At 36.4% G+C, this 25,306-nt stretch carries 21 protein-coding genes; 10 read left to right on the top strand and 11 right to left on the bottom strand.

The features are described 5' to 3' along the window. Positions 1-30: 30 nt before the first annotated feature. Positions 31-1,389, top strand: coding sequence for an ABC transporter substrate-binding protein (locus tag FC97_RS09400; RefSeq protein ID WP_054643546.1), 1,359 nt, complete (start codon positions 31-33; stop codon positions 1,387-1,389). A gap of 49 nt (positions 1,390-1,438) precedes the next feature. On the opposite strand, the gene FC97_RS09405 is transcribed toward FC97_RS09400, so the two are convergent. After that, positions 1,439-2,359 carry a DMT family transporter gene (locus FC97_RS09405; protein WP_054643547.1) on the bottom strand — a complete coding sequence of 307 codons (921 nt, stop codon included), beginning with the start codon at positions 2,357-2,359 and terminating at the stop codon, positions 1,439-1,441. 131 nt (positions 2,360-2,490) lie between these two features. On the opposite strand from FC97_RS09405, the gene FC97_RS09410 reads away from it, so the two are divergent. Together FC97_RS09410 and FC97_RS09415 are read left to right on the top strand one after the other, a co-directional pair. Further along, a complete protein-coding gene (locus tag FC97_RS09410; RefSeq protein WP_054643548.1) occupies positions 2,491-3,387 on the top strand; it encodes an ABC transporter ATP-binding protein in 897 nt (298 codons plus the stop codon). Beyond that, positions 3,380-4,600 (top strand): ABC transporter permease, encoded by a 1,221-nt coding sequence (locus FC97_RS09415; protein WP_054643549.1) that lies wholly within the window; start codon positions 3,380-3,382, stop codon positions 4,598-4,600. Before FC97_RS09410 ends, FC97_RS09415 begins: the two co-directional genes overlap by 8 nt. 103 nt (positions 4,601-4,703) lie before the next feature. Here the strand turns inward: FC97_RS09415 and FC97_RS09420 are convergent, their stop codons facing one another. Further along, the gene (locus FC97_RS09420) at positions 4,704-5,423 is read right to left on the bottom strand and encodes an MIP/aquaporin family protein (RefSeq protein WP_056968142.1); all 720 of its coding nucleotides are present in this window, start codon (positions 5,421-5,423) and stop codon (positions 4,704-4,706) included. A gap of 328 nt (positions 5,424-5,751) precedes the next feature. On the opposite strand from FC97_RS09420, the gene FC97_RS09425 reads away from it, so the two are divergent. Both FC97_RS09425 and FC97_RS09430 read left to right on the top strand, forming a co-directional pair. Continuing rightward, on the top strand, positions 5,752-6,696 hold the full coding sequence (locus FC97_RS09425; RefSeq protein WP_054643550.1) for a D-2-hydroxyacid dehydrogenase: 945 nt from the start codon (positions 5,752-5,754) through the stop codon (positions 6,694-6,696). 169 nt (positions 6,697-6,865) lie between these two features. Further along, on the top strand, positions 6,866-7,195 hold the full coding sequence (locus tag FC97_RS09430; RefSeq protein WP_143442712.1) for a hypothetical protein: 330 nt from the start codon (positions 6,866-6,868) through the stop codon (positions 7,193-7,195). A 16-nt stretch (positions 7,196-7,211) separates the two neighbouring features. Here FC97_RS09430 and FC97_RS09435 read toward each other — a convergent pair whose 3' ends face one another. From FC97_RS09435 to proB, 4 genes are all read right to left on the bottom strand, one after another. After that, positions 7,212-7,682 carry a GNAT family N-acetyltransferase gene (locus FC97_RS09435; protein WP_054643552.1) on the bottom strand — a complete coding sequence of 157 codons (471 nt, stop codon included), beginning with the start codon at positions 7,680-7,682 and terminating at the stop codon, positions 7,212-7,214. Continuing rightward, the gene (locus FC97_RS09440) at positions 7,663-8,910 is read right to left on the bottom strand and encodes a glutamate-5-semialdehyde dehydrogenase (RefSeq protein WP_054643553.1); all 1,248 of its coding nucleotides are present in this window, start codon (positions 8,908-8,910) and stop codon (positions 7,663-7,665) included. The genes FC97_RS09435 and FC97_RS09440 overlap by 20 nt, the downstream gene beginning before the upstream one ends. Before the next feature lie 183 nt (positions 8,911-9,093). Continuing rightward, positions 9,094-9,519, bottom strand: a complete 426-nt coding sequence (locus FC97_RS09445) for a MarR family winged helix-turn-helix transcriptional regulator (protein ID WP_054643554.1) — start codon at positions 9,517-9,519, stop codon at positions 9,094-9,096. A gap of 17 nt (positions 9,520-9,536) precedes the next feature. Beyond that, positions 9,537-10,349, bottom strand: a complete 813-nt coding sequence (gene proB / locus FC97_RS09450) for a glutamate 5-kinase (protein ID WP_056953352.1) — start codon at positions 10,347-10,349, stop codon at positions 9,537-9,539. Between the two features lie 101 nt (positions 10,350-10,450). Between proB and FC97_RS09455 the strand changes: the two genes are divergently transcribed. The 3 genes from FC97_RS09455 to FC97_RS09465 all read left to right on the top strand — a co-directional run bounded on the left by FC97_RS09455 (position 10,451) and on the right by FC97_RS09465 (position 13,226). After that, complete coding sequence (locus FC97_RS09455; protein WP_054643555.1) at positions 10,451-10,729, top strand: hypothetical protein; 279 nt, start codon at positions 10,451-10,453, stop codon at positions 10,727-10,729. A 1,393-nt stretch (positions 10,730-12,122) separates the two neighbouring features. After that, complete coding sequence (locus tag FC97_RS09460; protein WP_143442713.1) at positions 12,123-12,398, top strand: hypothetical protein; 276 nt, start codon at positions 12,123-12,125, stop codon at positions 12,396-12,398. Between the two features lie 75 nt (positions 12,399-12,473). Further along, the gene (locus FC97_RS09465) at positions 12,474-13,226 is read left to right on the top strand and encodes an alpha/beta fold hydrolase (RefSeq protein WP_056968144.1); all 753 of its coding nucleotides are present in this window, start codon (positions 12,474-12,476) and stop codon (positions 13,224-13,226) included. On the opposite strand, the gene FC97_RS09470 is transcribed toward FC97_RS09465, so the two are convergent. The 3 genes from FC97_RS09470 to FC97_RS09480 form a co-directional block, all read right to left on the bottom strand. Next, the gene (locus FC97_RS09470; RefSeq protein WP_056968147.1) at positions 13,214-14,605 is read right to left on the bottom strand and encodes an MDR family MFS transporter; all 1,392 of its coding nucleotides are present in this window, start codon (positions 14,603-14,605) and stop codon (positions 13,214-13,216) included. The genes FC97_RS09465 and FC97_RS09470 overlap by 13 nt on opposite strands. Then, a complete protein-coding gene (locus FC97_RS09475; RefSeq protein ID WP_087882324.1) occupies positions 14,602-15,027 on the bottom strand; it encodes a MarR family winged helix-turn-helix transcriptional regulator in 426 nt (141 codons plus the stop codon). Before FC97_RS09475 ends, FC97_RS09470 begins: the two co-directional genes overlap by 4 nt. Before the next feature lie 176 nt (positions 15,028-15,203). Next, positions 15,204-16,658, bottom strand: a complete 1,455-nt coding sequence (locus tag FC97_RS09480; protein WP_054643557.1) for an AMP-binding protein — start codon at positions 16,656-16,658, stop codon at positions 15,204-15,206. Positions 16,659-16,771: 113 nt separating this feature from the next. On the opposite strand from FC97_RS09480, the gene FC97_RS09485 reads away from it, so the two are divergent. After that, the gene (locus FC97_RS09485; protein WP_054643558.1) at positions 16,772-17,140 is read left to right on the top strand and encodes a PaaI family thioesterase; all 369 of its coding nucleotides are present in this window, start codon (positions 16,772-16,774) and stop codon (positions 17,138-17,140) included. 1 nt (position 17,141) lies between these two features. Here the strand turns inward: FC97_RS09485 and FC97_RS09490 are convergent, their stop codons facing one another. Further along, a complete protein-coding gene (locus FC97_RS09490; protein WP_054643559.1) occupies positions 17,142-17,663 on the bottom strand; it encodes a DUF308 domain-containing protein in 522 nt (173 codons plus the stop codon). Between the two features lie 194 nt (positions 17,664-17,857). Between FC97_RS09490 and FC97_RS09495 the strand changes: the two genes are divergently transcribed. Then, a complete protein-coding gene (locus FC97_RS09495; RefSeq protein ID WP_056968149.1) occupies positions 17,858-19,582 on the top strand; it encodes a pyruvate oxidase in 1,725 nt (574 codons plus the stop codon). A gap of 62 nt (positions 19,583-19,644) precedes the next feature. Here FC97_RS09495 and FC97_RS09500 read toward each other — a convergent pair whose 3' ends face one another. After that, the gene (locus FC97_RS09500) at positions 19,645-25,299 is read right to left on the bottom strand and encodes a beta strand repeat-containing protein (RefSeq protein WP_056968151.1); all 5,655 of its coding nucleotides are present in this window, start codon (positions 25,297-25,299) and stop codon (positions 19,645-19,647) included. Positions 25,300-25,306: the final 7 nt, after the last annotated feature.

Here is a 25,306-nt window from a genome sequence, read left to right on the forward strand (position 1 = left end):
TACTTAGTTTAATAGGGATGGGATAGTCTAATGTCTAAGTATAAAAAACTAATTGTGTCTGTGGGAGTCATTCTGGGTGTTGTCTTGATAACTTTCTTTGGAAAGAATGTCTTTGCACAATCAAAACCGCAAGACAATCGTACACAAATTGTTTTCTGGCACGAAATGGGTGGTCCTGCCGAGAAGACTTTATTGAAATTAGTTAATGATTTTAATAAATCACAGAGTAAGTATCAAGTAATACCTAAGTATCAAGGCTCATATGACACTGCAATTCAAAAAATATTTCAAACTCATGGAACGAATACATCTCCAGCAGTTTTCCAATCTTCAAATATTTCTACGGCACAAGTCCTTCATAGTGGTTACACTACGCCGATTCAAAAATTTGTTGATCAAGATCATTATGATCTAAGTAAAATTTCACCGGTTGCTCGAGCTTTTCATGCTCAGGGTGGTAAACAACAGGCAATGCCCTTCAACACATCTCAACCGGTACTTTACTATAATGCTTCATTATTAGAGAAGTATGGAATTACACCACCATCAGTTTCGCCTTCATATAGTGAAATTACTAAGATTGCTAAAGAACTTTATGAAAAATCCAATCATAAAGTTAAAGGGATGACGGTTCAAATTTATGGTTGGTTGTTAGAAGAGGCAATTGCTAATTCTGGTGGAATGTTTGCTAACGAAAATGATGGACATACTGGGATACCAACTAAAGTCAGTATCGATACTCCTGAATCTGTTGAATTCTTTAAATGGATTCGCGAGAATATTAAGAATGGTAACTTTATGGATTATGGTTCTGGTTCAATGGCAAGTACAAACCAAACCTCTGGTTTCTTAACCAATAAGGTAGGGATGTATATTCAATCATCCGCCAGTATGAGTCAGTTGAATAAGAAAAATAAAAATAAATTAGGTATCACTTATTTCCCACATCCAGATGGGAAAAAAGCTAATGGTGTTTCCATCGGTGGAGCTGCGCTTTGGGTTTCTAATGATAAGTCTGAAGCAATCCAAAAAGGCGCTTACGAGTTTATCAAATATACAGTTAGACCAGAAGTTCAAGCCGAATGGCAAAAATCAACTGGATATATGGCTTTGAATAGAGATTCGCAAAAAACATCAATTTTGCAAAAATTCTATGCTAAGCATCCAGAAGGTAAAATTCCGGGGCAACAATTAAATAGCACAGTTCCTAATTACGATAACTCTGGAATTTTGTTAGAAGGAATGCAGACGATTCGTAAGTTGGAAGAGGATGCGATGGAAAAGATTTATCGTGGTGGCGACATTAAACAGATTCTAAAAAATAATGAAAGAGCTATTAATGATCTGGTTTATAGTCAAAATCGTGCGAATGGATTAACTAAAGAATAAAAGAAAACACGTCGTCAATTCAAAATAGAATTGATGACGTGTTTTTGTCTTAATCATGATTTTTATAACGAAATTTTAAATTGAAAAGATTGGGAGGTAAAGCTTGTAAGAAAGTGATTCCTAGAATTAATAAAGCACCAATCAGTTCAGCTCCACTTACTTTGGTATTCAATAATGTTACAGCTAAAACAGTTGCTGTCAAAGGTTCAAACGCACTTAACATTCCTGTAGTTGAAGGCGTTAAATAATTGAGACTCTGTAAGTAGAATAAATATGAGAACATAGTTCCCCCGGTAACAATAAAAATTATAGAAATCCAAGCGGTACCAGTCAAAGTAGGAACGTTAGTTAAGTCGGCGAAAGGTGCAAAGACGATACCACCTAACAACATAGACCAACCAGTCACAATTCGAGCGTCAAAGCGTTTTAGCAATTCTCTTGGTAAAAGAGTATAGGAAGCTTGACTTAATCCAGCGCAAACTCCCCAAAAGATTGCTGCTGGTGATAACATCAATTGACCAATGTGACCATGTGTTACTAGAAGGAAAGTTCCTAATAAAGCTAAAGCAATAGAAATAATGTCGATTCTTCGCGGCCATTGTAATTTTCGTAAAGATAAATAGAGAATAATGAAAAGTGGCCCTAAGAATTGCAGGACTGTAGCAGTCGGCGCATTACCATATTTGATGGCCATGAAATAAGTATATTGAGCTGGAAGCATACCTAATAAGCCAAAAGCCAATAATTGAATAACGTAGCGTGGCTTTTTCAAGATAGCAAATAATTCCTTAGAATCAGCAAAATAACACCATATGACAAGCATTAAGCCAGCAAAAATTAAACGAATTCCAACGATCCACTGCGTGGGGATACTTTCTTCAGTGAAGAGATATTGAGCAATACTGCCAGAAAATCCCCATAGAACTGGCCCCATAATTGCGTAGAAAAATCCTTTTTGTTTGTCAGTCATATAAAATCCCCCAAGACTCATGTTAATCCCTACTGTAACATAACTATTTTTATAAAAAAGGGCTTGCTCAAACACGATGTGAATAAAAGTCTGTATAATTTAGATTAGTAACAGCATAAGGGGGAAAGCCAATGCTAAAGATAGATCATATTAGTAAACAATTCGGTGAACTACAAGCTTTAAAGCAAGTAACGTTTGATGTGGCCGATGGTGAAATTTTAGGACTGATCGGTCAAAATGGAGCTGGAAAATCAACTACTTTTCACAGTATTTTGAACTTTCTGAATTATCAAGGTACTATTTCTTGGAATGAGAAACCAATCACCGAGAGTGTTTTCGATGAAATTGGTTATCTTCCAGAAGAACGCAGTCTAATGCCAAAGTTGACGATTGAACAGCAAATAATTTACTTGGCTCGATTGAAAAATAAGCCAGCTAAGGAGATTAGACCAGTAATCGATGACTGGTTGAAAAAATTTGCGGTTAAAGGGACCAAGAAAGATAAAATTAAGGATTTATCTAAAGGTAATCAACAAAAAGTACAATTAATCTGTACTTTGATTCATGATCCTAAGCTAATTATTCTAGATGAGCCATTCAGCGGACTTGATCCCGTTAATTCTGATTTATTAAAACAAGCTATTCTGGATGCTAAAAAACGTGGAGCTGCGATTATCTTTTCCAGTCATGATATGGAAAATGTTGAAGAGCTGTGTGATAAGTTAGTAATGTTACGTAATGGAAAAGTCGTTTTGCATGGAACCGTTCAAGAAGTGCGTGATTCCTTTGGAAAAACTAGAATTTACGTTACAACCGATAAGACTATCGATGAATTAGCTATGTTGCCGCATGTGGTCGCCGCTAAACCATTGGAAAAAAGACGCTTTGTTCTTTATTTGGATGAAGAATCATCAGGTAAAGCTATTTTTGACGAATTAACTCAAGGTCAATATATCGAAGAATTCAGTCAACAGGCGCCAACTCTGAATGAAATCTTTAGAAGAAAGGCCGGTGAGAAAGATGAATAAGTTGTGGATTGTAACTTTTGAAACCTTTTTGCGACAAGTTAAGTCGTGGAGCTTTGTTATGTTGATTCTGGGACCATTTTTAATGTTAGGTATTACGATTGGTGCAGGATATGTAGGAGCTGCCAGTGGGGCTAATAGTTCTAATGTAGCGGTCATCAGTTCGCAGTCAACGTTGCGAAAGAATTTCTTAAAAGAGAATTCAGCTGACATTGACAAAAAAGTTACTGATGAAAAGGTAGCTACTAAGAAGATGAAGAAGGATAATTTAGCAGGTTATATTGTTTTAAAGGCTGACAATAAACGTGTGACGGCTAAATATGTAGGAACGACTTCGTTGAGTTCATCAATGAAAACAAAAGTGAATTCTTTCTTAGCTCAGACGCAACAACAATTAAATATGTCACAGGCTAAATTATCGACTCAACAGTTGCAAGCTTTACAACAGCAGCCTAAATTAACAGAGCATATTCAAGAGAAGGCTGGAACTGCTAATCTGGGAAAAATTATTTCCTTCTGGATCACAGTTATTATGGTTTACATGGTTTTGATCACATATACTAGCATTACGGCCCAAGAAATTGCCTCGGAAAAAGGTACCAAAGTCATAGAAATTATTTTCTCCAGCACGACTGCTTTGAAGTATTTCTTAGGTAAAATTTTCGGCGTTTTGTTAGTCATTCTGACACAAATCTTAGTTTACTTAGTAGGTGGTTGGGGTGCGTACATTTTTGCCGAGAATTCATCATTGACTAAGTCATTTGTTAACCAGTATCAATCCTTGATCAATTCGGTCATGCATAATTTGTTAAGTGTTAACTTGGTTTATCTGTTATTGGGAGTAGTCATTTACACTATCTTGGCGGCCTTTTGTGGAGCTTTAGTTGCGAAAGTAGAAGACGCGTCAAAAGCAGCTCAACCGGTCATTATGTTGAATCTGGTGGCATTTTTCGTCACATTTCCATTCCAAAATAACGTGGACTCAATCGTTGTAAAAATTTTGTCTTACGTTCCATTCTTTTCATCATATTTCATGCCGTTACGTTTGATTAATAACAACGCTAGTACCATGGAAATAATGATTTCACTATTGATTCTCTTGGCAAGTATCATTTTGTTAGCAATGTATATTGGTAAAATTTATCAAGGCTTGATGTTGCAGACGGATGATTCTAGTTTTTGGAAGAGATTCAAACGGGGATTGTCATATAAATAGAAAAAGAGCTATAACTTCTGTTGTGAAGTTATAGCTCTTATTTTTGCTTTTATATTAATAACCATGGTTCTATGCTTTATAGCGGAAATGCGTTCCACGCTCTTTAGAAGAATGCACCGTATAATTTAACGGCACAAACTGCACCTAAGATTGGAGCAACAACTGGAACCCAACTGTATTTCCATTGTGAAGAACCTTTTGGATTTAAAGGTAATAAGGCATGCAATAGACGTGGTCCTAAATCACGGGCTGGATTCAAGGCTGGGCCTGTTGGTCCACCAAATGAAACAACTAAACACATAACTAAGAATCCTAGACCAATAAAGTCGGCACGTGGATCGATGTGATCTGATGTCAAAGCAACGGCACCAAAGACTAAAATAAATGTTCCAATAAATTCGTTAATAAATCCGTTGATACGACTGTTTTCAGCATCGATAGTTGAGAATGTTCCCAAAATACTTTCGACGTTTTCGGTCTTATTGTAATAAGGTTTGTAGGCGGCGACGATCATCAGTTGACCGAAGATGGCACCTAAGAATTGAGAGATGATATATGGACCAACTTCAGCCCATGGAAATTCACCATTGAAGGCAAGTGCCAATGTCATGGCTGGATTAATTTGTCCACCAGAAATGGGTCCAAACATCATGGCTGGAATCATAACACCGATACCATAACCAAATCCAATCAAGATCCACCCACCGTGGAAACCTTTTGTTCCTTTTAATTCAACGTTGGCAACAGAACCATTACCGAGGGCAACCATGATGGCTGTTCCGATAAATTCGGCGACACAACGTACTAACAACGTATAGTGCATAATAGATACTACCCCTAAATATATTTAAATTTTCTCATTAGATTTATATTATAGTTAGTAAAACACGAATATTAAAATTCACTCAAAAATGGGTCAATCGTTTGTAATTCGCTCTAATTTGTCTTTCAAGAGTGCAAATTAACATAAAAAAATTGTCCCACCAATACGGGGCAACCATCACTAACATAAATAGTAAAATAAATCAAATAATGAGCAACGTGTAATATTGTATCATACATTCCGAATATTTTTTGGCAAACAATTAAATATTGAGCAGTTTTTGCTATATAGTAGGAGCATAACCTAAAATTAAAAATGAGGTAGAAAGATGAAAGTTCTTAGTTTAGTTAATTTAACCAAAAAACAACGAGAGAAGATCGAATCAATTTCTAATATTGATTTACAAGTTGTATCTCCTAAACAGGTGACACCAGAAGATCTTGATGGTGTGGAAGTACTTTATGACTGGTCCAATACTTTGAAAGACGCTGTAGTTAAAAGTGAAACTCTAAATTGGATTCAAGTTGTCCGTGCAGGCGTTGATGCACTACCATTGCCTGAATTGAATAGTAAAGGTGTTATTTTAACTAATGGCTCAGGCGCTAATGCGATTAACATTGCAGAACAAACTTTGGCTTATATGTTAATGTTTGTTCGTCGTATGAATTTGACAGCCAGACATCAAGATGCAAGAGAGTGGAAGCATGATGAGGGTTATGATGAAGTTTATAACAAGACTGTCATGATCGTCGGTGTTGGACATATCGGTACTTTGATCGCTAAATATGCCAAAGCTCTAGGTATGAAAACAATCGGTGTTCGCCATAGTGATAAACCGGCTGAATACATCGATGAAATGATTCCTATGTCAGAACTTTCTAACAGAATCAATGAAGTTCATTTCGTAATCAATGCCTTGCCAGATACAGACGAAACTTTAGGTATCTTCAATAAAGATTTATTCGATGCTATGTCTAAGAAAGCTTATTACATTAATATTGGTCGTGGAAAAACAACTAATATGGATGATTTAGTTGAAGCTTTGAACGGTGAAGCTATCGCTGGTGCTGCTTTGGATGTAACTACACCAGAGCCATTACCAAGTGACAGTCCACTTTGGGATATGAAGAACGTTATTATCACACCGCATGATGCAGGGATGAGCGTTCATTATGAAGAACGTGCCTTTGATATTTTCAAACGTAATCTTAAGTCGTATGTTGAAAATGGTGAAGTTGTTGAAAATGTGGTTAATTACTCACTAGGTTATTAAAATGTTTCCGTTTACAGAATGAAAGTAACTTGAGAAATCCGACAGAAGTATTTAGAATTGAATTAGATATATGAAAGGAAAAATAATGTTATCTAGTGACTATTTTATAGGATTCATGTCGATTTTCTTGTTTTGGCTCTTACTTTTACTTTTGGAAATAATTTTAAACATGAGGAACACGATAATAGAATTATCTTTCTTTTCTGATGAAAAATTAAGTACGTTAGATAGAAAACTAGATCAGCGCTTTGGAGCCCGATTTCAAGGACTCTTTGAATTTATTGAATTTTTGATTATCGGTTATATCGTTTATGCGGTGTTGACCGATTTGAGATTCCAAGGTTTTCAATTAGATGCATCATCATTTGGACAGATCATCTTTTTATCTGTCATTGTTGTAGCTGTAATGGTGGGTGATATACTTTTGATTGCTAAGGATTTACATATCTATAAATTTATTAAGCATTCCGAAGCCTTGTCTAGAAAAAATTCCAATTAAAAAAAGGTACTTCCGTTCACGGAAGTACCTTTTTGAGTCTAATCATATCTTTTAAAACTAGTTTGTTTTCAATAATTGGTTCGGAGTAGTTATCAACAAAAAAGTTGGTATCAATGTTAATAACTCGAAAGCCGCATTTTTGGTACAGGTAGAGTTGTGAAAAACTAGTGCTGCCAGTTCCAATTTCAATTGTCTTGTAACGGTGTTTCTTAGCCCAATCACAGGTAAAGTTAATTAAATCTTCGCCTAGGCCGTGATTACGATATTTTTCATCCACAGAAATATTCACAATTTCCACTGTTCGTGGGTGAGTATCTAGCAATAAAATAACACCCAACAAATCTTTTCCACAGACTAATTCGAATTTATAGGCTCGTGGTAAATAACTTTCAATTATTTCCCGAGATGGATCGGCTTCTAAAAATAGTTGCATGTGTTTATCGGTAATTTGATTGATAGGTTGAATTTTATTTTCTGATTTGTCCATCGCCTTGTACCAGGTACTTTGTTGTTGTTAATTCATTGGCACCCATAGGACCTCTAGCGTGAAGTTTTTGGGTACTGATACCAATTTCAGCACCGAAGCCAAATTGTTGTCCATCAGTGAAACGAGTTGAGGCATTAGTGTAAACAACTGCGGCATCAATTTGTTTCATGAATTGGCGACTGCTGCTATAGTTTTCGGTAATAATGGATTCACTATGTTTAGTGTTGTATTTATTGATGTGCTTGATGGCATCGTCAATTGAGTCGACGATTTTAACAGCAATAATATAGTCGTCGTATTCAGTACCCCAATCTTCTTCAGTAGCGGGTACAATATCAGGTACGATAGCCTTAGATAAAGTATCACCTCGGACTTCGACACTATTAGCTTGTAAGGCATCATAGAGCTCAGGCAAGAATTGATTAGCGATATCACGATGCAAAATTACTTTTTCAGCAGCGTTGCAAACAGAAGGACGCTGTACTTTTGCATTAATGATGATCTTAAGGGCCTTGTCTAAATCAGCATCCCTATCAACATAGATGTGACAATTACCAGCTCCAGTTTCAATAATAGGAACTTTAGCTTTGTCGACGACCATCTTAATAAATTTGCCACTACCACGAGGGATTAAAACATCAATGTATTGATTCAACTCCATCATCTTTTGAGCTGTTTCATGACTAACATCATCGATCAATTGGACGGCATCTTGATTAATACCAACTTTTTGAAGAGCATGGCGTAAAGTTTCTGAGAGGGCAATGTTAGAATTAATGGCTTCCTTACCACCACGTAGAATAACGGCGTTACCAGCCTTGAAGCACAAGCCAGCAGCATCAACGGTAACATTAGGACGAGCTTCGTAGATCATCCCAATAACGCCTAAAGGCACACGTTCCTGAGTAATATCGAGTCCACTAGTTGTTTGCCAACCACGATCAACTTTACCAATGGGGTCAGGTAGTTCGACGACTTGACGCAAACCGTTAGCCATATCATTGATACGATCGGGTGTAAGCAATAAACGATCGAGCATGGCTTTTTTAGTACCGTTCTCCTTAGCTTTGTCATAGTCCTCTTTATTAGCAGCAACAATTTCCTTAGTATTCAATACTAAGCTGTCAGCCATAGTCAAAAGGGCTGTATTTTTTTCTTTGGAACCTAGTTGTCCTAATTCAAAGGCAGCATCTTGGGCTTTTTGGCCCATTTCTTCGAGATTAGTCATTGTATCCTCCTAAAACGCTTTCTAATGTTTTAAGTATATCAGTTATTGAAAAAAGTGGTTATAGCAAAAAAATAGTGGACCGATGTCCACTATTTTCTTGTCTAAGTAATTTTAATTTATTTGCGTTGTGTTGCTGTCAACGTAATTAGTATTCTACTCCATTTTATGTGGCTGTCAACATATTTAGCTATTACTGATATTTTGACTGATTTTACCAATCATTTCTAAAAAGAGACGTTGTTCTTCAGTACTCAAACCCTTAGTAGTAGTCTTTTCAGCTTCTAATAGAATGGCATGAAGCTTTTGAGCCATTTGAACGCCACTATCAGTCAAACTGACAAGTGTTATACGTTTGTCTTTTTTAGATTTGGAAGTCGTTACTAAACCAGTTTTAGTCATGCGACTGATTGATTTGGCAATAGTTGAGTGATCAACACATAAAGTGGTGACTAATTTATTTTGCGAAATATTATTGTTTTTGAATAATTCCAGTAAGATCATATCTTGACCAGGGTAGAGTCCTAGGGGACGAATCTTTTTAGTAACGAGATTCTTATAGCTAGTAATCAAAGTAACGATAGCTTTGGCAATTGGATATTCGTTATTCATATTTTCCTCCTATGGGATCATTGAATGTTTTTGGAGAAGAGGGTCCCAACTGCATCGCCGGAAAGAATATTGAAAATAACATCAGGATTTTTACCATTTGTAAGGACCATCTGTTGGTTATGTTTCAAAATCAGTTCTGCAGCTTTTAGTTTAGTCGTCATACCACCAGTTCCGTATTTAGTTCCGTGACCACCAGCAGCGGCAATGATATCAGGATTGATCTTATTGATACTGTCGATTAGATGGGCATCAGGGACCTTGAGTGGATTAGCTGAATAAAAACCATCAATATCTGATAACATGATCAACAAATCGGCATCGACTAAATTAGTTACAATAGCCGACAATTGATCGTTATCACCAAATTTAGTGTGATGATCCAATTCGGAGACAGTCACAGTATCATTTTCGTTAACGATAGGAATAGCGTTGTCCATTGACATCAATTCTTGGAAACTATTCATCACGTTAGTATGACTTTCGGGATAATCGATTATATCACGAGTGATCAACATTTGGGCGACTGACATTCCATATTCATGAAAAGCTTCATTGTAAATCTGCATCAATTCTGCTTGTCCGACAGCAGCAACAGCTTGTTGCTTGGAAATTTTGATCGGACGCTTGTCAATTCCCAGTACCCCCATACCGACACCAATAGCCCCAGATGAAACAAGAACGACATCTTTACCATCCTTTTTTAAAGTGCTAAGTACATGAGCTAGTTCTTTAATAACTTCTAAGTTAATTTTGCTATTTTGACGAATCAGAGTGCTAGTACCAACTTTGACTACGATTCGGTCACCATAAATCTGGCGCTTATTTTGCATTTTTCCATCCTCTAAAAATAATTGATTAAGATTGTTGACTATTTAACACTAATATTATTATGCTAAGGCAAGAAGTGAAATAAGAAAAGGGTGTATTTAAATTGTATAAAGTATTAATCGTGCTTCACGAAGGCGACGACTATATTAGAATGAATAAAGTTTACATTGAAAGTATGCCCGTGGCTGGACAATACATTATTCATACAGATGGTTTAGCTTATTATGTAGAAGAAGTAACCACTTTTGTCGGTTATGTAAGTAGCAAAGGGGCCATTGCAATAGTAGTTGTTCATCCAGCTCCTAAAGATTCAGCTGTTAATAAGTTATATGGTGTAGATATTGAACGGGATTTAGATGATCCTGAATATAATAAAAACTAAATAGTATTTTGAGGTGGGATGTGCTTAAATTGCCGCCCTCCACAAAAATCGGGAATGCATTGGAACGCTATGGGCGCGGCTTTTGCTCAAATCAAGTCGTAACTGAATGCCAACTAATGTAGTTAAAATATGCCGTCGTCCGCAAAAAATCTGTGAGCCGCTGGAACGTGGTGGACACGACTTGGAGCTAATAATTCCGCACTTTGTGCGAAATCATGGATCTCCAAGTTCGGTCTTATACTAACCTTGCTACGCAAGCTAAGTATAACTTCACCACTGAGGGCTCGCAGATTTTTTACTACCGACTGGTTCCCTGAGTCTAATATTGGCCAGTGAAACTGCAGTAGTTTGGAATTCTAAATCAAAAGAACAGCTTTTATTAAGTATTCAAGACGTTATATACTTGAATGATTCTCAATAGAAGTTGTTCTTATTTTTTATTGTTTACATTGAGGTAAATTAAAGTTATCTGTTAGTTTTTTTTAGATTAAAAGCAGTATCTACTTTATTAAAAGTTAGAAAGTAAAATAGTAATAAAATAGAAATTATCTTTATTTCAAAAGTTTAGAAGAGCGATAGTAAATAGAATAGTTTACTAGTCTGGAGCAAAAATTGAAAATGCGGTCAGCTGTGAAGTCCTTGTTAACGGCTGTGCCGTTTACAAGTAGGTCGATCTTGAAGATCCAAAATTCCACATAAAGTGTGAAATTTTTAGCTCCAAGTCGGCCCACAGCGTTCCACCAGCATTTTCAGTTTCTGCGGAGGACGGCATATTTAACCCTAAAAATAATAAGAAAAACGTAATTTACAAATGTAGGCTTGCAATTTTGCCACTTTAGTTTTAAATATAAAATAGTAAGTCTATATTTGTAAACTTTATTTTCGAGAATTGGTATTATCCAATGTTCATGCGTTTTAGAGCAAAAAAAATAAAGGCCTACCACTAGCCTTTATTTTGCGAGAAATTTAAACCAGAGCCTACCACTAACCCTGATTCCTAAGCAGTTGAGAAGGAGTACTACTCTAAAAGGATAACAATGAAACATTGTTAGGTTAATACATCTCGCCTATATAACCAAATTAATTATAAGTCTGATATAATTTTATTTCTACAATTCAGGAAAATAATTTGAGCAAAAAAACAAGATTTTAAAAAGAATCATAAATTAAATACACTATTTTGTTGTATTTGATGACATCAATGACAGGGGATACATTGAATGTCATAATCTAAGTACGTGTAGAATACTGATATTATATAAGTTGTTCAGAAAAGTATAAGTATTTTATATAAAAATGGAAGCATATTGCTGCCATTCTGATACATAATGGACAGTGATAAAGAGAGATTATTGCATATTGAGGATATTTTATAGAGAAGGGTGGTATGACTTTGAAAGAAGTACGCATTTCTAGTGTTGAACGTGATAACTTTATTCGATCAGTAGAGGAGTCCGTTGGATCTTTTAACTTGGGTTGTGAAGGATCACTAATAAATCTAGTATTCAAGCACTTGGAGCTACTAGAATATAATGACAGTTTAGAAGACGAGTTAAATAACTTTCGACGTGATTTGATTGAATATGATATCAACACGGGTCATCGTCACAATCGTGATGTAGAAGAATTATTGTTTAAAATTAAAAATCGCAATTTACCATATATATAACATACTGTAGGAATATTTTATATTCCTACTTTTTTTGTGTCTGATGAGATAATATTATGATCATGAGGTGCAAAAATGTTAAAGATAATCCCTAGATCAATCCAAGATGTGCCAACGTTAGAAGTTATACAAGAAGAACTAATTAATGAACCTTTACCATTAGTGGTTTTTTATCATGGTTGGCGTTCAGCTAAAGAACAAGTTTTAACACAGGCCAGAAAATTAGCACAGAAGAATATTCGAGTTGTTTTACCTGATGCGCCTAATCATGGGGAACGTCATGCGGATGTTTCTTCAGTGCCTTCAGTGACTTTCTGGAACAGTATCCAAGGCAATATTGGTGAATTCTCTCTTATTTGTCAGTTTTATCAAAAAAATAAATTAATCAAGGATCAAAAAATCGGTGTTGGTGGTTACTCAATGGGGGGTATCACGACTGCTGCTCTATTGACTCAGCATCCAGAGATCACCGCCGCAACAATAATTATGGGGACACCTGATCTAATAGGTTACGCTCAATTGGTTATTGATGATGCAAAAAAACGTAATTTATATATGCCGGCTGATTTTGATAAATTGGTAGCTTGGATCGATAATTACGATCTCAACAGTCAACCTGAAAAAATTAATCGTCGTCCTGTTTTATTTTGGCATGGGACTAAGGATCCACGGATTCCTTATCGCATGTCAAAAGACTTCTTTGATAATTTGCAAGGAAAAACTTATGGCGAACAAGTAGCTTTTATCACTGGTTACAGAGCAGGACATTTGGTGGAACCAAGATTAATGGATAAGATTGCTAACTTCTTTGAGTATTATTTAGAATGATTAATTTTAGGAACAAATATAAACAAAATGAAAAAGTTGATCAGTCCTAAGATTACTAAAACAATAAAAGCATGTTGGGTACCAATGGCAGTTGATGTAGCAGTACTCAAGTGGGAGTTGTTTTGGCTTTGAGCAATAATGGCAGATACGACTGAGGTACCAGTGGCTCCAGCAAATTGTTGAAGAGTATTGAATAAAGCATTACCATCGGCTTGGTCGTTATTTGAAAGGTATTTAAGACCATCAGTCATAATGTTACCAAAGGACATGCCCATACCTAACATATAGATAATGTAGAACCAAATAATCATTGTGTTACTCAATTTTAGACTGAAAATCGTGAAGATGATCAGTGAAATGTTGGCTAAGGTTACACCGGATAGAATAGGAATTCTGGCACCAACTTCATCCAAAATTTTTCCGCCTAAAGGAGCTAGAATAGCACCAACGACACCAGCAGGAAGAACAGCCAGACCAGCAATCGTGGCGTTATTTCCATTAACTAATTGAATATAATTAGGCAAAATAAAGGCAAAGCCCAAGGATAAAATTTGAAATAGGAAGAAACTGAATAGATGACCACTGAAAATATGATTCTTGAGGACACCTAAGTTTAGTAGTGGTTCAGCTAAGCTGTTGGAACGGAGAATGAGACATATCAAACCAATAATTCCGACTGCAAAAGATAGAACAACAGTTATATTCATTTGACTCATGTTACTGAAACCAAAGATAAGACCAGAGAAAGTTAAAATTAGAGCAATTAAGCTTAATAGATCAAATTTTGATTTTTGTAAGGGACTCTTTTGATTGATATTCTTGATTCCTAGGAAGAAAGAAATGATCAAGATAGGTAGTAGGATGACAAAAATATAACGCCAACCAAGGGAACTGACGACTAAACCGCCAAAAGTGGGTCCAACTGCAGGAGCCACGGCCGTAATCAATGTTCCTAGTCCCATCATCAAACCAATCTTGCTTTCAGGAACATTTTCCAAAATAATATTGAACATCAAAGGTAGAGCAATTCCGGTTCCTAAGCCTTGGATAATTCGTCCTAAAAGAAGTGCGGGAAAAATAGGAGCTATAGCATCAATTAGAACTCCAAGGATGAAAAAGAGATTTGCGTAAATAAATAAGGTTTTAGTTTTAAAATTACGTTTAAAAAAAGATGATAAAGGAACAACGATAGCAACGGCTAATAAATAGATTGTAGTCATCCATTGAACAGTTGAAGTAGTGATATTGAATTCTTTCATTAAAGTGGGAAAGGCAATATTCATTGAGGTTTCAACAATGACCCCACAAAATGACATTAGTCCTGCTGCAATAACTGCCAGTAGAACTTTTAATGGTATTTTTTCCTGTTTGTCCATTATTTCTCCTCCTGAAAAGCTTGGAATTTGAGAAACTTTTCAACAATAGTTAGTTCCTCAGTAGTAAAGTTTTCTTCTATTGCTTGTTGTTGATGCAACATATATATACTGATTTTTTCTTCAAGTGCACGTGCATTGTCAGTTAAGTAGACTGATTTTTGACGAGCATCTAAAGTTGACGGTGTGCGAAGAATTAGACCTTTTTTTTCCATTCTTTGCAAAGTGATAGTAGCAGTTGAACGTTGAATATAGAATTCTTGTTCAATATCACGTTGGAATAATTCATGATCTTCATGATGACTTAAAAAATCAATGATCGACATCTGAACCCAAGTGGTATCGTACTTTTTAGCGAAGGCATCAAAGCGGCGAGTTAGTTGGGTGGATGCAATCTTTAATAATGTATTGGTATTTTTCGATATCATAAGCAACCTCTTTAAAATAATTGTTAGATGTCTAACGATTATATATCTTACTCTCTTGTTTTTTTGAATGCAATACGAAATGTTTTCTGATTGTTAGAGACGAAGTCTGCACTAATCATAATTAAAAAAATCCTGTTGGACTTATATGTAACTAGCCTTAACAGGATTCTTAATTTCTATAGAATTTTATATTTCATTTCAAATAATTTAGTATGTAAAATTTTGCCGCTAGTAGTTTTAGGGATTTTCTCAACTAAACGGAATTCAGTGGGAACCTGATAATCTATCAAATTGTGCCGGCCAAATTCTTCAAGAGTGGCACCACTAAGGTAAGCATTTTGCTTTAATTCAATGTAGGCCACTGGGACTTGTTTTTCTAAATTGTTGTCAATACCAGCGATACAGATATCGACAATACCGTTAATACTGCGGTAAATATTTTCAATTTCACGAGGATAAATAATTTTGTTACCACGGTAGATCAATTCAGACTTACGACCTTTGAGGTATAGAAAGTTGTCTTCGTCTAAATAGCCCATGTCACCAGTTTTGAAGAAACCGTCTTTAGTAAATCGTGATTGGTACAATTGACGTTTGTTCAAATAACCAATAGCGATGGTAGGTGACTTAACCTCAATACAGCCAATATTATCTTGATTGATATCGGTAATTCTTATTTGTTCCGTGAAGAATGGTTGACCACAGGATCCAGCTTTGGCTTCAGCATCATTGAAGTTTAAAGCAGCAATGTTAGAAGTAGTATCGGTCATACCGTATGATTGTAAGACGGGGATATCGAGCATATTACAACGTAAGATAGTCCAATTATCGACTGAACCGTAACCTAAGAAAACACAACGGAATTTAGGATTGTAACTTTTGCCCTTAGGTAGAGTATTTAATAAGTCGCGCAACATTGGTGGTGTGAGTGAAATTATTGTGGCTCGTTCATTGATAAGAACCTTGTTTATTTGATTAATATCGAAGCCATCAATTAAGTAAACACCAATACCATAAATTAGTGAACGCATGATGACCGAGAAACCGAGAGCGTTGAAAAGTGGCATTGTTAAAACCCAAATATCTTGTTTACTAATGCCTAAATTCAAAGAAGTTCCCATAGCAGAGAAGAAAAAGTTGCCATAAGTCAGCATAACACCGATATCATTGTTATCATTAGGGGTATAGAGAATAGCAGCAACCTGATTATTGTCGAATTCGGAAACCGGCGTATAGTCAGCACTCTTGTTAAGACTCAAAACATCAGATATTAAGGTCTGTGACCAGTCAATTTTGATGATCTCTTTTGTAGAAGCGGAGTCGCTGATCAAGATAGTTTTGGGCTTGCAATCGTGGATTTGATAGTTCAATGAATCAAAGGAAAGCTCGGTATCAAGTATGATTGTCCGTGCACCTAATTGCTGAAGTGCTAGAATGGCAACGTAACCGTTGAAACAATTATCGGAAAATAATGCTACGGGATCATTTTTACGAATTCCGCTGGTAAATAATTTGCTAGCAAATAGCTGAACACACACATTTAGTTCTTTAAAGGTGAAATCCGCATGTTCTAGGATTAAAGCCACCTTATCTGGATCTAATTTTGCACGTTTGACTAACCAATTTTCCAAAATGTGACCTCTTTTCCTTTAGTAATTTGATATTATTAAAATTGCTATAACTTGATTGTAAAACATTTGAAGAATAAAATTTTAACTAATTATGAAAAAAATTGAGGTAAAAAATGAGTTTGCTAAATGATTTAGGAATTGAAGTAGTCGAAGAAGGAAAACATAAAGTAGTTTTGCAGATGGATATTAACGACGAGCATCTACAAATGGAAGAAAAAAAAGCTGGTAGTATCAATGCTATGCTGTCGGAAACAGCTGCAAGTATTGGGGCCAATTTAAATATGGAAAACAATGATACAGCCGCCATTTTGAGTGTGTCGCTTCATAACCTCAATTCATTGAAAATTGGTAAAATTCAAGTAGAAGCAATCTCAATTAGAAATGGTAGTAATATCCAAACATGGCAAGCTACGATTCATTACGACAATAGTGCTATTACCAATAGTTTGAGTACCATTACGTTAAAAAAAATCCAGATCTAACTTAATGACGATAGATTCTGGAATTTATAATTTCGAAGAAGGCCAGAATGACTAAGCTTAATCCGAATAATTGATAGATGAAAATAATAGTTTTAGAAGGGTTCAGAATAAACACAATACCTGCAAGCATTAGAAGGGCTGAATAAAAATAGTCCAAGTAGGGTGTTATCCGAACCCTTTTTGTCATCTCATGAGAGTCTCGAAATTGATTGATTCCGTTAACTAATAAAATGATGCCTAAAACTGGTGGCACTAGATTAACAAAGAAGCGTGCAAATAGCAAAACCCCTAAGGCCAAGAATAAAGCGCCGACTCCTAATCCGATAGCAATATTGTTTTCCCCAGTGCTCTTGCGAATACTTAAACCATCGATAATTGACAGAACGCCATAGATGGCAATGTAAGTAGAAACGATGTAGATGATGATATCAAAACTTTTGATTGGTGCAATGACAATTAGAATGCCGGCTACCAATAAAAAAATGAAACGCAACCAGCGATAAAGCTGGAACTGCTTAACCATATTGTGATTCCCCCTAAAAATGTCTAAATATATGATAACAGAAAATGAAAAAAATAGAATTACTCATAGAAAGTATATTCACAAACTGAGTTATCAAAATATAAATAAATTGATACATCAGGACGTGAGCATATTACTTTTATTGTGAAACCTTTATGGTACGGTATAAGTAACTGATACTAGGAGGGACAATTATGAGTGTTCGTGCATCTGATAAAATGGTTGAAGTTTTAGAAAAATGGGGTGTCGATAATATTTACGGAATACCTGGTGATTCTGTTGATACGACAATTGATGCTTTGTATCGTTCACAAGATAAGATTAAATTTACACATGTTTTACATGAGGAAGTAGCCGCTTTGTCAGCCGCAGCTCATGCTAAATTGACTGGTAAGTTAGGGGTGTGTTTGTCAATCGGTGGACCAGGAGCAATTCATCTATTAAATGGTCTGTATGACGCTAAAATGGATCATGCGCCTGTTCTAGCAATTTTAGGACAAGTCCAATCGAAACTATTGAATACTGATTTTTTCCAAGAAGTCGATACGCACGTCTTGTTTGAAGATGTTGCTGTTTATAACAAAATTATCATGGATCCACAATCACTACCAAGAATCATGGATGAAGCCATTAGAACAGCTATTGCTAAAAAGGGTGTTGCTGTTTTGACAATTCCAGATGATATTCCGTCCCACATGATCAAAGATAATTTCACTCCTAACGTTGATAACTTCAAGTTAGATGACTACAAGGTTAACGACGACCAGATCAAGCAGGCTGTGGAATTGATGAAAATTCACTCTAATCCGATTGTTTTAGCCGGTGTCGGAATTAAGGATGCTAAAGCTGAAACAAAAGAATTTATTGAAAAATATAAATTGCCAATTATTTTGACAATGCCCGCCAAAGGGATGGTAGATGATGATCATCCTTATAATTTAGGACAGTTAGGTAAATTGGGGACTAAACCAGCTTTTGAAATGATGCAAAAGGCCGATTTGGTAATTATGTTAGGTACGGACTATCCTTATGCCCCATATTTGAATAAGAAAGTCGATGCCATTCAAGTCGATATTAATGCTGATCGTTTAGGAAAACGTCGTCACGTCAATTTGGCTATTCAAGGTGATACCAAAGAGGTCTTAAGTCGTTGGAATGAATTGGGTGAACCAGTCAAAGAACGTCACTTCTTAGATTTAGCTGTATCAAAGATTGGTCAGTGGCATAGTTGGATGCATGACGTATATTCTAAGAAACATGATGGGGTCTTACCATCATTGATGTTCCACAATCTCAGTAAGAGTGCCCCTCGAGATACTGTGTGGTCAATTGATGTCGGTACTTCGACGGCTTTTGGTGCTAGATTCTTAACCGCTAAATCTAGTCAAATGTATACTATTTCCGCTTGGTTAGGAACTATGGGCTGTGCTTTGCCAGGTGCAATTGCTGCCAAAATGGATATGCCTGATCGACCAGTTTATGCGATCGCCGGTGATGGTGCTTTCTCAATGGTAATGCAGGACTTCGCAACAGCAGTGAGATATAATTTGCCAATGTTATTTGTGGTCTTGAATAACAAACTACTAGCCTTTATCGAATATGAACAACAGTCAGCTGGACAACAGAATTACGGTATCAGTTTGCCAAATATTGATTTTGCTAAATTTGCCGAAGCCTGTGGTGGTATTGGTGAAAGAATTACAACTGATGAACAGTTCTCTGAAGCAATTGCTAAGTATCGTAATCCTGAAAAACCAGTTCTTTTGGATGTAGCAGTTAATGATGAGGCTCCACTTCCTGGTAAAATTATGATGGATGAAGCCCAAGGCTACGCTAAATTTGGCTTTGGTCACGTTGTTGATAAGAAGAGCTTGCCAGAATTACCACCAATGAAAGAAATTTTACGTTCATTCTTATAATATAAAATAAAAAAGTTCCACAAATTCTCTTAGAATTTGTGGAACTTTTTGTGTCCGTTCATTTAATTGATTGAAATATCTTTAGCATTAATAAATTCGTTAGTTGCGAGACGATAGAAGGTTTGACCGTTTAATTGAATAGTACGATCAGCTTTCCAACTTGTATTAGTAGCTAATTTACGGTTGGAAAGATTGCCTTCAGCAGTATAAAGTGGTTTAGCAGCATCTCCAGTTACAGTAGCCACGGTTTTAGCGTATTCAAATACATAAACTTGACTAGCTTTAACCCATTTGTCAGTAGCAACACGATAGTAGATTTCACCATCGACGGTAGTCTTTTGATCAACGAGCCAATCAGTTTTAGGTGCAAGCCTTTGATTAGAAATCACGTTTGGCTGATTCCCGTTGAATGAATATAGTTGAACCGCTGGTTGATCACTATAAGTAGCAACAACTAACTTAACAGCGGAACTATCAGGATTACCATTGATGACATCAGCATCACTAACTTTAATAAATTCATTAGCACTGACACGATAATATTCTTGACCATTGATATAAGCAATACGATCACTAGTAAACTGTGTACCTTTATCCAAGTTATGGTTAAGTGAATTACCTTCGGCTCTGATTAGTTCTTTGTCAGAATCTGTATGAGCTTTGAGGTTCAAAAGATCGGCCTTGTATAGATAAACTTGACTGGCTTTGACCCATTCGTCAGTAGCGACACGGTAATAAGTTTCACCATGGAAGCTAAGTTTTTGATCAGTTAACCAACCAGTATCAGTACCTAGTTTACGGTTAGCAGCAATTGACATTTGAATGTTATCGAAATTGTAAATATCAACAGCAGGTTTGTCAGCAAAGGTTGCTAGTGTTGCTTTGATGTCTTCGACATCCGTTTCTTGGTTAACATTACCAGAATTGATTGGGGTATAAATGATAGGAGTTGAAAGGTCAACTGATTTATTGTCATTATTAATGTCAATAATAGTTGATTTGCCGTCGGCATTATATTTGACAGCTAAGTTAGGAGCTTTATAACCAGATTTTTCAGGAACATTAATAGTTCTTTGCGCATCCCCAAAACGACCGGCAGGAACAGTTACTGTAGAAACAGAACCATCGGGATTCTTAACATTTAATTGTTGAGCAGGATTTTCAACACCGAGATATTGAACCGGATTATCTTTGGAAATTTCCTTATCATTCTGTTTAACAACAATACCTTTTGAAGTATAAGTTACTTCAACTTCTGGCGTTTCGTATCCATTAATAGGATTTAATGAAATTTTATTGGAAGTAGTACCAACAGTGCCAGCAGGTACTGTTATTTCTTGACTTCCTTTCGAAGTATTGATGTTAACTTTACTCTCAGGAACTGGATCACCATTATAAGAAATTCCTGTAGAAGGTATATCTTTACCCTTAGAGTCTTTCAAAGTAGGAGTACCATTTGGTCCGTAAGTAACAATAACACTAGGAGCTTGGTAACCATCTTTGTTAGGAGCAGTTACAGTAACATCTTTATCACCAAAGTTTCCTGCAGGAATATCCAAAGTAGTAGTGCTGCCATCAGGGTTAGTAACGTTAACTTTTTGGGCGGGGTTTGGAGTACCGACGTATTTGATAGGATTTTCACTAGTAATAGGATTGCCATTTAAATCAGTAACGACGTTTCCCTGAGGAGTGTAGTTAACCTTAACTTGTGGATCTGTGTAACCATTAACAGTTGGTAAAGTGATTGGATCAGAAGTAGTACCAACAGTACCGGCAGGTATAGTTACGGATTTTTCACCCTCTGGTGTTGTAACTGGGAATGTGGATGAATCAACGTGATTACCAGTATATTCAAGAGGTTGGTTAGTATCAGTGATAACTTTACCATTACCATCTTTCAAAACAGGGGTACCGTTTTTACCATAAGTAATAGTGACACTAGGGGAGGTGTAACCATCTTCTTTAGGAGCAGCTACGGTAATGTCTTTATCGCCAAAGTTTCCGGCAGGAATATTCAAGGTAGTAGTGCTGCCATCAGGATTAGTAATGTTAACTTTTTGAGCGGGATTAGGAGTACCGACGTATTTGATAGGATTTTCGTTAGTTATAGAATTGCCATTCACATCAGTAATAGAAGCTGTTCCATCCGTTTTATAAGTAACTTTGACTTGAGGTGTCTTGTAACCATCGATAGGATTCAAATCAACAAGTTGTGTGGTACCAACAGTACCAGCAGGGATAGTAATATCTTGACTACCTTTTGAAGTAATTACTGAAGTTTGGGAAGACGCAACAGGGTTACCAGTATAAGTCAATGGTTTGCTTGAATCTGTAATAACATTACCGTTTTGATCCTTCAGAATTGGAGTACCATCTTTACCGTAATCAACAGTAACGCTAGGAGTTTGATATCCTGCTTGTTCAGTGGCACTTACTTTAGTTTCTGGATCTCCGTAGTGTCCTGCAGGAATATTCAAAGTAGTGGTACTACCATCAAGATTAGTAACAGTAACCTTTTGGGCAGGATTTGGAGTACCAACATATTTGATAGGATTATTGCTGTTAATAGGGTTGCCATCTAAATCGGTAACAACATTTCCTTGAGGAGTGTAGTTAACTTTGACTTGAGGAGCAGTGTACCCATCAACGGTTGGTAAATCAATAGGATTAGAAGTAGTACCAATGGTACCAGCAGGGATGTCTACAGATTTACTTCCATCAGGTGTTGTAACTGAGAATGTAGATGAATCAACGTGATTACCAAAATATTTAATAGGATTTTTGGCGGTAATAGGGTTGCCATCTAAATCAGTAACAACATTTCCCTGAGGAGTGTAGTTAACTTTGACTTGAGGAGCAGTGTACCCATCAACGGTTGGTAAATCAATAGGATTAGAAGTAGTACCAATAGTACCAGCAGGAATATCTATAGTTTGGGTACCTTGAGAAGTAGCCACTGATACTTTAGATTCATTAACTGGTTTTCCAATGTATTGAATAGGATTGTTAGAATTGATTTCTTTACCATCAATATCAGTAATGACAACACCGCTAGGAGTGTAAGAAACCTTGATTTTAGGAGTGTTGTAGCCATTGACGTCGGTTAATTTGACCTTATCAGAAGTAGTACCAATAGTACCAGCAGGAACGTCTACAGTTTGGATACCTTGAGAAGTAGCCACAGATACCTTAGATTCATTAACTGGTTTTCCAATATATTGAATAGGATTATCAGGAGTGATTTTTTTGCCATCAGTATCAGTAATGACAACACCGCTAGGAGTGTAAGAAGCTTTGATTTTAGGAGTGTTGTACCCATCAACGTCGGTTAATTTGACATTGTCTGACGTAGTGCCAATAATGCCAGCAGGAACATCTACAGTTTGGGTACCTTGAGAAGTAGCTACTGACACTTGAGATCTGTTGACAGATTTTCCGGTGTATTGAATAGGGTTGTTAGAATTGATTTCTTTACCATCAGCATCAGTAATGACAATACCACTAGGAGTGTAAGAAACTTTGATTTTAGGAGTATTGTACCCATCAACGTCGGTTAATTTAACGTTGTCTGATATAGTGCCAATAATACCAGCAGGAATATCTATAGTTTGGGTACCTTGAGAAGTAGCTACTGATACTTGAGATTTGTCGACAGGTTTCCCAGTATATTGAATGGGATTATCAGGAGTAATTTTTTTGCCATCAATATCAGTAATGACAATACCACTAGGAGTGTAAGAAATTTTGATTTTAGGAGTGTTGTAGCCATTAACGTCGGTTAATTTAACATTGTCTGATGTAGTGCCAATAATACCAGCAGGAACATCTACAGTTTGGGTACCTTGAGAAGTAGCCACTGATATTTGAGATTTATCGACAGGTTTCCCAGTATACTGAATTGGATTATTAGAGGTTATGTTATTACCATCTTCATCGGTAATAACAGCACCAGTAGATGTATAGGAAACTTTGATTTTAGGAGTGTTATAACCTTCGACATTTGGAAGAGCGACATCATTAGAAGTATTGCCGACGTTACCGGCAGGTACGTTAACATCTTTATCCCCCAAAGAAGTAGCTACAGATATTGTGCTTCCGGCAATCGGTGCCCCATAATAGTTAATTATCTCATCGGCATTAGTCGTTGCTGTGGTTTGCCCAAATGTAGCGTTAACTGTTTTAGTGGTTGTTGTATATGTTTGACCGTCGACTTCAAAGGTACTTGGAATGTCAACGGAACTAGTTTCGCCAACAATACCTTCAGCAATAAATTGTTTATCACCGAGGTTAGTGTGAATAGTAACTAAGTTTTTTACAGTAGTTCCCTTTGATGCTACACCGCTTGCTGTAAAAGTAGTCTTATATATTAATGAACTAGGATAGTGAACTTTTTGAGTCCCGTCGAAGAGGCTACCAATTCCACCGGTTGCATTATTATTGGCATCAAAAGTAGGAATACCGTTAAACGAAAATGAATTATCAGAATTCTCCCAAATATTACCACTTGAGGAAGTGAGGGCAGTTTCTTTACTGAAGTAATCGTTATTATAGAGAATAATACTAGAAAGATTAGTTCCATCAAACATACCTTCTCCCTTGGATGAGTCTCCAGTATTTATATATTGAGTGAATATTACTTTTGATAGATCTAGGGTTTGAAGTTTACTATCATTTTTAAACATTCCGTCTGTATGTCTCATACTACTTCCTTGCCAGGCACCAATATTTGGTGTGGTTAGGTTAGTACAATTAGCATAGGTATAGCTAGCATCGGATACGTTTTTAACATTTTTGTCTGATACGGAAGAATATTCAGTAGATTGTAAATTGGTGTCATTTTCGTACATATGACTAATATTTGTCATGGAACTTAAGTCGTTACCAGACCAATCAACGTCAGTTAGCTTAGAATCATTTTTAAACAATCCTTCAGCGTTTGTAGTCTCTGAAGTATTCAAATTAGAAAGGTTTTTAATAGTAGTTAAATTGTTCATATTAGAGAATATGTAAGAAGCATCTTTTGGAGCGGTGGTAGGTGCTGTGAAGTCGATTGTTGTGACGTCACTAGCATGTCCACCCCAAAGAGTAGTATCTGGTTTGCCAGTACTTTCGGCAATGGTACCACCGTTAATACTTAGATTACCTTCGGTATCAATAGTCCAATTGTCTCCGGAATCAGGTAATTTAGAAACTGTAGTGGATTCAGCAACTGGAGTTGCTGAATCTTTTTGATCAGTTACGGCTAATTTAGAATTAGCAGTTTCAGTAGTACCAGTTTGTGTAGTGTCGGCTTTTGTAGTATCTGCCTGTGTACCATCAGTTGAAGTTGTACTTGCTTCAGGAGTAACTGTTTGTGTTTCAACAGCTCCCGATTTTTTTGTATCAGTGGTTGAACTTACCGGAGTACTAGTTGATTTGGCTGTGTCAGTAGTCTGGTCTAATGTTGTTTCCTTGGCTGTGTTGTCAGTAGTAGTGCTGGCAACTGCGGCAAGTTTATCTGTGGCTGATTGAGTTTCCGTCGAAGGGACCTTAGCAGTCAAAGTTGTTTGTACTTGGTCATCGGTAGTATCGGCCTTGACCAAAACACTTGGTGCACTTAGTAGGAACAATCCCCCTGCGATTGAAAGGCTACTAAGGACAACCCAATTTTTCTTTGATTTAACGAGGCGTTTTTTCTCGATAGTATTTGGATCATGCTTTAATTGTTGAAATCTCATAATTATT

Origin of the sequence: Companilactobacillus kimchii DSM 13961 = JCM 10707, assembly GCF_001435445.1 — a bacterium.
Classification (GTDB): domain Bacteria; phylum Bacillota; class Bacilli; order Lactobacillales; family Lactobacillaceae; genus Companilactobacillus; species Companilactobacillus kimchii.